Source organism: Pseudomonas putida (assembly GCF_001976065.1).
Lineage (GTDB): Bacteria > Pseudomonadota > Gammaproteobacteria > Pseudomonadales > Pseudomonadaceae > Aquipseudomonas > Aquipseudomonas serbica.
Genome location: NZ_MNAH01000017.1, coordinates 1 through 4,531, shown reverse-complemented (window position 1 = coordinate 4,531; position 4,531 = coordinate 1). Strand labels below are relative to the sequence as shown.

Genomic DNA, 4,531 nt, shown 5'->3' with positions numbered 1-4,531 from the left:
CCTACAACCGGATCAAGACCGCCATTCGCCAGGCATCCACTCACCTGAAGGAGGCCAAGGCATGAGCCGGTTACCCGATGATTTCGCCCTGAGCAACCTCAGTCGGCGTGGTTTCCTCAAGGGCGTGGGCGCCGCCAGTGCGCTGGTGGTCGCCGCGAGCTGGGGTTGGCAGGACGCGTTTGCCGAAGAAGCGCAGAAAAAGTTCGGTGCCGACGGCATGCCCAACGGCTGGGTCGACGACCCCAAAATCTACGTAAGCATTGCCACTGATGGCACGGTGACAGTGGTCTGTAACCGTTCGGAGATGGGCCAGGGCGTACGGACCAGCCTGACCATGGTGGTGGCCGACGAGCTGGAAGCCGATTGGGCGCGGGTCAAGGTGCAGCAGGCACCAGGCGATGAAGCGCGCTTCGGCAATCAGGACACCGACGGTTCGCGCAGCATGCGCCACTGGTACGAGCCAATGCGCCGCTGTGGTGCCGCCGCGCGGACCATGCTGGAGCAGGCCGCCGCCGACCAATGGAAAGTGCCGGTCGGCGAGTGTCATGCGCAGCTGCATAAAGTCATCCACAAGCCTTCCGGTCGCGAACTGGAGTATGGCGCCCTGGCTACCGCTGCTGGTGCCCTGGCCGTGCCGCCCCGGGACAGCTTGCGACTCAAGCAGCCTTCGGAGTTTCGCTATATCGGCAAGGAAGGCACAAAGGCCATCGACGGCGAAGACATCGTCAACGGTCGCGCGGTGTACGGTGCCGACGTACATTTTGATGGCATGCTGTTCGCCACCATTGCCCGGCCGGCGGTGTACGGCGGCAAGGTCAAGCGCTTCGATGGCGGTGCGGCAATGAAAGTGCCGGGGGTGGTCAAGGTCATCCAGATCGAAAGCCGTCCCTTGCCCTCGGAATTTCAACCCCTGGGCGGCATCGCGGTGGTGGCCAGCAACACCTGGGCAGCGATCAAGGGTCGCGAGGCGCTGAAAATCGAATGGGACGACGGCCCCAACGCCAGTTACGACTCGATCGCCTACCGCAAAGAGCTGGAGGCCGCCTCGCTCAAGCCCGGCAAGGTGGTGCGCAATACTGGCAACATCGACGAGGCCATGAGCGGCGCCGACAGCACGCTGGAAGCCTCCTACTATTTGCCGCACCTGTCACAATCGCCAATGGAGCCGATGGTCGCAATCGCTCGCTACAAGGACGGTGTGTGTGAAGCCTGGGGACCCAGCCAGGCGCCACAGGTCACCCGCGAGCGCATCGGTGAACGTCTGGGCGTGCCATTCGATAACGTCACGTTCAACGTGACGCTGCTGGGCGGTGGTTTCGGGCGCAAGTCCAAACCCGACTTCATCATCGAAGCGGCCATTTTGGCCAAGGAGTTCCCCGGCAAGGCGGTGCGAGTGCAATGGACTCGCGAAGACGATATCCACTGTTCGTATTTTCACACCGTGTCGGCCGAATACCTCAAGGCCAGCCTGAACAAGGATGGCCTGCCTTCCGGCTGGCTGCACCGCACGGTGGCACCGAGCATCACCGCGTTGTTTGCGCCGGGCATGAACCACGAGGCGGCCTTCGAGTTGGGCATGGGCTTCACCAACATGGCCTACGCGATTCCCAATATCCGCCTGGAAAACCCGGAGGCCACCGTGCACACGCGGGTGGGCTGGTATCGCTCGGTGTCGAACATCCCCCACGGTTTTGCGATCCAGAGCTTCATCGATGAACTGGCGCACAAGGCCGGGGAAGACCCGCTCAAGTACCAGGTCAGACTGCTCGGCCCGGACCGTCAGATCGATCCACGTACCTTGAGTGAAGAATGGAACTACGGTGAATCGCCCGAACGTTATCCCATCGACACCGCGCGCTTGCGAACGGTACTGGAAACTGCCGCCAAGGCCGCCGGCTGGGGGCGCGAGTTGCCCAAGGGCCGGGGCCTGGGCCTGGCGGTGCATTACAGCTTCGTGACCTACGTGGCGGCGGTGATCGACGTCGAGGTCAAGGACGACGGCACCTTGATCGTGCACAAGGCCGACATTGCCGTCGATTGCGGGCCGCAGATCAATCCCGAACGGATTCGCGCGCAGTTCGAGGGCGCCTGCGTCATGGGGCTGGGCAACGCGGTGCTGGGTGAAATCAGCTTCAAGGACGGCAAGGTCCAGCAGGACAACTTCCACATGTATGAAGTGGCGCGCATGTCCCTGGCACCCAAGGAAGTCGCGGTGCACCTGGTCACGCCGCCGGGCGACGTACCTTTGGGCGGTGTAGGGGAGCCGGGTGTGCCGCCGATTGCGCCGGCGCTGTGCAACGCGATCTTCGCTGCCACCGGCAAGCGTATCCGCGACCTGCCTATCCGTTATCAATTGCAGGGCTGGCAGAAGGTCGAGGCGTGATGGACAGTGCCGATCTGAATGTCCTGCGTAGCGTGCTGGAGTGGCGCCGCGCCGGCCAGCGGGTGATGTTGTACAGCGTCGTGCAAACCTGGGGTACCGCGCCCCGGGCGCCTGGCGCGATGCTGGCGTTGCGCGAGGATGGTGTGGTGATTGGCTCGGTGTCTGGTGGTTGTGTCGAGGATGACCTCATTGCCCGGTTGCATGACGGTCGCATTCCGGGCGACGGACCGCCGGTGCAACTGATCACCTACGGCGTGAGCCGTGAGGAGGCGGCGCGCTTCGGTTTGCCCTGCGGCGGCACGTTACGCTTGACCGAGGAGCGCGTGGGCGACCCTGCGTGGGTCGCCGAGTTGCTGGTGCGCTGTGAGGCGCACGAACTGGTCGCCCGCGAACTGGACCTGGAATCTGGCGAAGTGGTTCTGGGGGCGGCCAGCAAGACCGATGTGTTGACGTTCGATGGCGTCACCTTGCGCACTATCTACGGCCCGCGCTGGCGCCTGTTGCTGATCGGTGCGGGGCAGTTGTCCCGGTATGTTGCCGAGATGGCCCGGCTACTGGATTTCGAGGTGCTGATCTGCGATCCGCGCACCGAGTTTGCCTACGGTTGGGACGCGCAGCACGGACGATTCGTCCCGGGCATGCCCGACGAGGCGGTGCTGAACATCGAGACCGACGAACGCACCGCCATCATCGCCCTGACTCACGACCCGCGGCTGGACGACATGGCGCTGTTGACCGCGCTCGACTCCCGGGCCTTTTATGTCGGCGCACTCGGCTCGCGGGTCAACAGCCAAAAGCGCCGGGACAATCTGGCCCAACTCGGCTTGTCGCCGCAGGCTATCGAACGACTGCACGGCCCGATCGGTTTGCACATTGGCAGTCATAGCCCTGCGGAAATCGCCTTGTCGTTGATGGCCGAGATCGTGGCGATCAAGAATGGCATCGAGCTCAAGCAGAAAAAACCGCTGCGGGAGGGCGTATGAGTGAATCCATCGGGGTGATCGTGTTGGCGGCGGGGCAGGGCAGTCGGTTTCGACAGGTCGCCGGTGACGACAAGGACAAGCTGCTGGCTGATTGCCCTGGGCGTGATGGCACGGTTCGTTCGGTGATTGAGCACGTCCTGGTCAATCTGCCTGCCACCCTGGAAAAACGCATTCTGGTGACCACGGCCGATCGCCCGCAAGTGAGCCGCATGGCCAAAGCCTATGGCTGTGAGGTCGTCCTGATCGAATCGACCGGGATGGGCGATAGCATTTCGGCCGGGGTGGCCGCCTGTGCACAGCTTGATGGCTGGCTGATGGTGCTGGGGGATATGCCGTTCATCCTGCCTTCAAGTATCGAACAGGTGGTGGCGAACATGGCCGATGACTGCATCGGTGTCCCGGTACAGGAAGGCGAATACGGACACCCGGTGGGCTTCGGCCGCAGCTTTGGTCCGGGGCTGATGGCATTGTCGGGTGATCGCGGGGCAAAGCCGCTGTTTGCCCAGGGGCGAGTGGTCGAGGTGGCGCTGGATGATCCTGGCGTCTTGTGGGATGTGGATGAGCCGCAGGCGTTGGATTTCAAGTAGTTCACAAACTTGGGGCCGAGGCCTGCGAAGGTTGGATGTCCTGACACCGAAAAGCCCTGCACACCCAAAGTGTTGCAGGGCTTTTTTGTTAATGGCGAGTTAACTCGGCAATTTGAGCATCCAGACGGTTTACCTTCAAACGCCAGGTGCAGACGTCTTTGTCCGTGCGTGGTGAGCCCAAAAACTACAAAGACGGATCTGCCCATGATTACCCTGAAACTCAACGGTCAAGACCATTCGCTCGATGTCACCGAGGACATGCCCTTGCTCTGGGCGATCCGTGACGTGGCCGGTTACAACGGCACCAAGTTTGGCTGCGGCATGGGCCTTTGCGGCGCCTGCACCATTCATATCGAAGGTGCCCCGGCGCGCAGTTGCATCACGCCGATCGGCTCGGTCGTCGGCCAGAACGTCACCACCATCGACAACCTGCAGGCCGACCCGGTCGGCAAGGTCGTGCAGCAGGCCTGGCTCGATACGGCCGTGGCCCAGTGCGGCTACTGCCAGGGTGGGCAGATCATGTCCGCCACCGCGCTGCTCAAGACCCATCCGAACCCGAGCGATGAGCAGATCGAAGA

At 62.8% G+C, this 4,531-nt stretch carries 4 protein-coding genes and 1 pseudogene; all 5 read left to right on the top strand.

Going from position 1 to position 4,531, the window contains the following annotated elements; all coding sequences use genetic code 11:
• Nucleotides 1-65 (top strand): annotated as a pseudogene (locus BKX96_RS32740) ((2Fe-2S)-binding protein); the annotation flags it as partial.
• The gene (locus BKX96_RS31800) at nucleotides 62-2,383 is read left to right on the top strand and encodes a xanthine dehydrogenase family protein molybdopterin-binding subunit (protein ID WP_077186388.1); all 2,322 of its coding nucleotides are present in this window, start codon (nucleotides 62-64) and stop codon (nucleotides 2,381-2,383) included. The pseudogene BKX96_RS32740 and the gene BKX96_RS31800, both read left to right, overlap by 4 nt.
• Nucleotides 2,383-3,366, top strand: coding sequence for an XdhC family protein (locus BKX96_RS31795; protein ID WP_077186387.1), 984 nt, complete (start codon nucleotides 2,383-2,385; stop codon nucleotides 3,364-3,366). Before BKX96_RS31800 ends, BKX96_RS31795 begins: the two co-directional genes overlap by 1 nt.
• Nucleotides 3,363-3,953 (top strand): nucleotidyltransferase family protein, encoded by a 591-nt coding sequence (locus BKX96_RS31790; RefSeq protein ID WP_046819970.1) that lies wholly within the window; start codon nucleotides 3,363-3,365, stop codon nucleotides 3,951-3,953. Before BKX96_RS31795 ends, BKX96_RS31790 begins: the two co-directional genes overlap by 4 nt.
• 204 nt (nucleotides 3,954-4,157) lie before the next feature.
• A partial coding sequence (locus tag BKX96_RS31785) for a (2Fe-2S)-binding protein (RefSeq protein WP_077186389.1) occupies nucleotides 4,158-4,531 on the top strand: 374 nt, incomplete at its 3' end.

What these genes read in the sequence shown, in the direction of transcription:
- BKX96_RS31800 (WP_077186388.1), top strand. Translation starts at nt 62, where the DNA reads ATGAGCCGGTTACCCGATGATTTCGCCCTGAGCAACCTCAGTCGGCGT.
- BKX96_RS31795 (WP_077186387.1), top strand. Translation starts at nt 2,383, where the DNA reads ATGGACAGTGCCGATCTGAATGTCCTGCGTAGCGTGCTGGAGTGGCGC.
- BKX96_RS31790 (WP_046819970.1), top strand. Translation starts at nt 3,363, where the DNA reads ATGAGTGAATCCATCGGGGTGATCGTGTTGGCGGCGGGGCAGGGCAGT.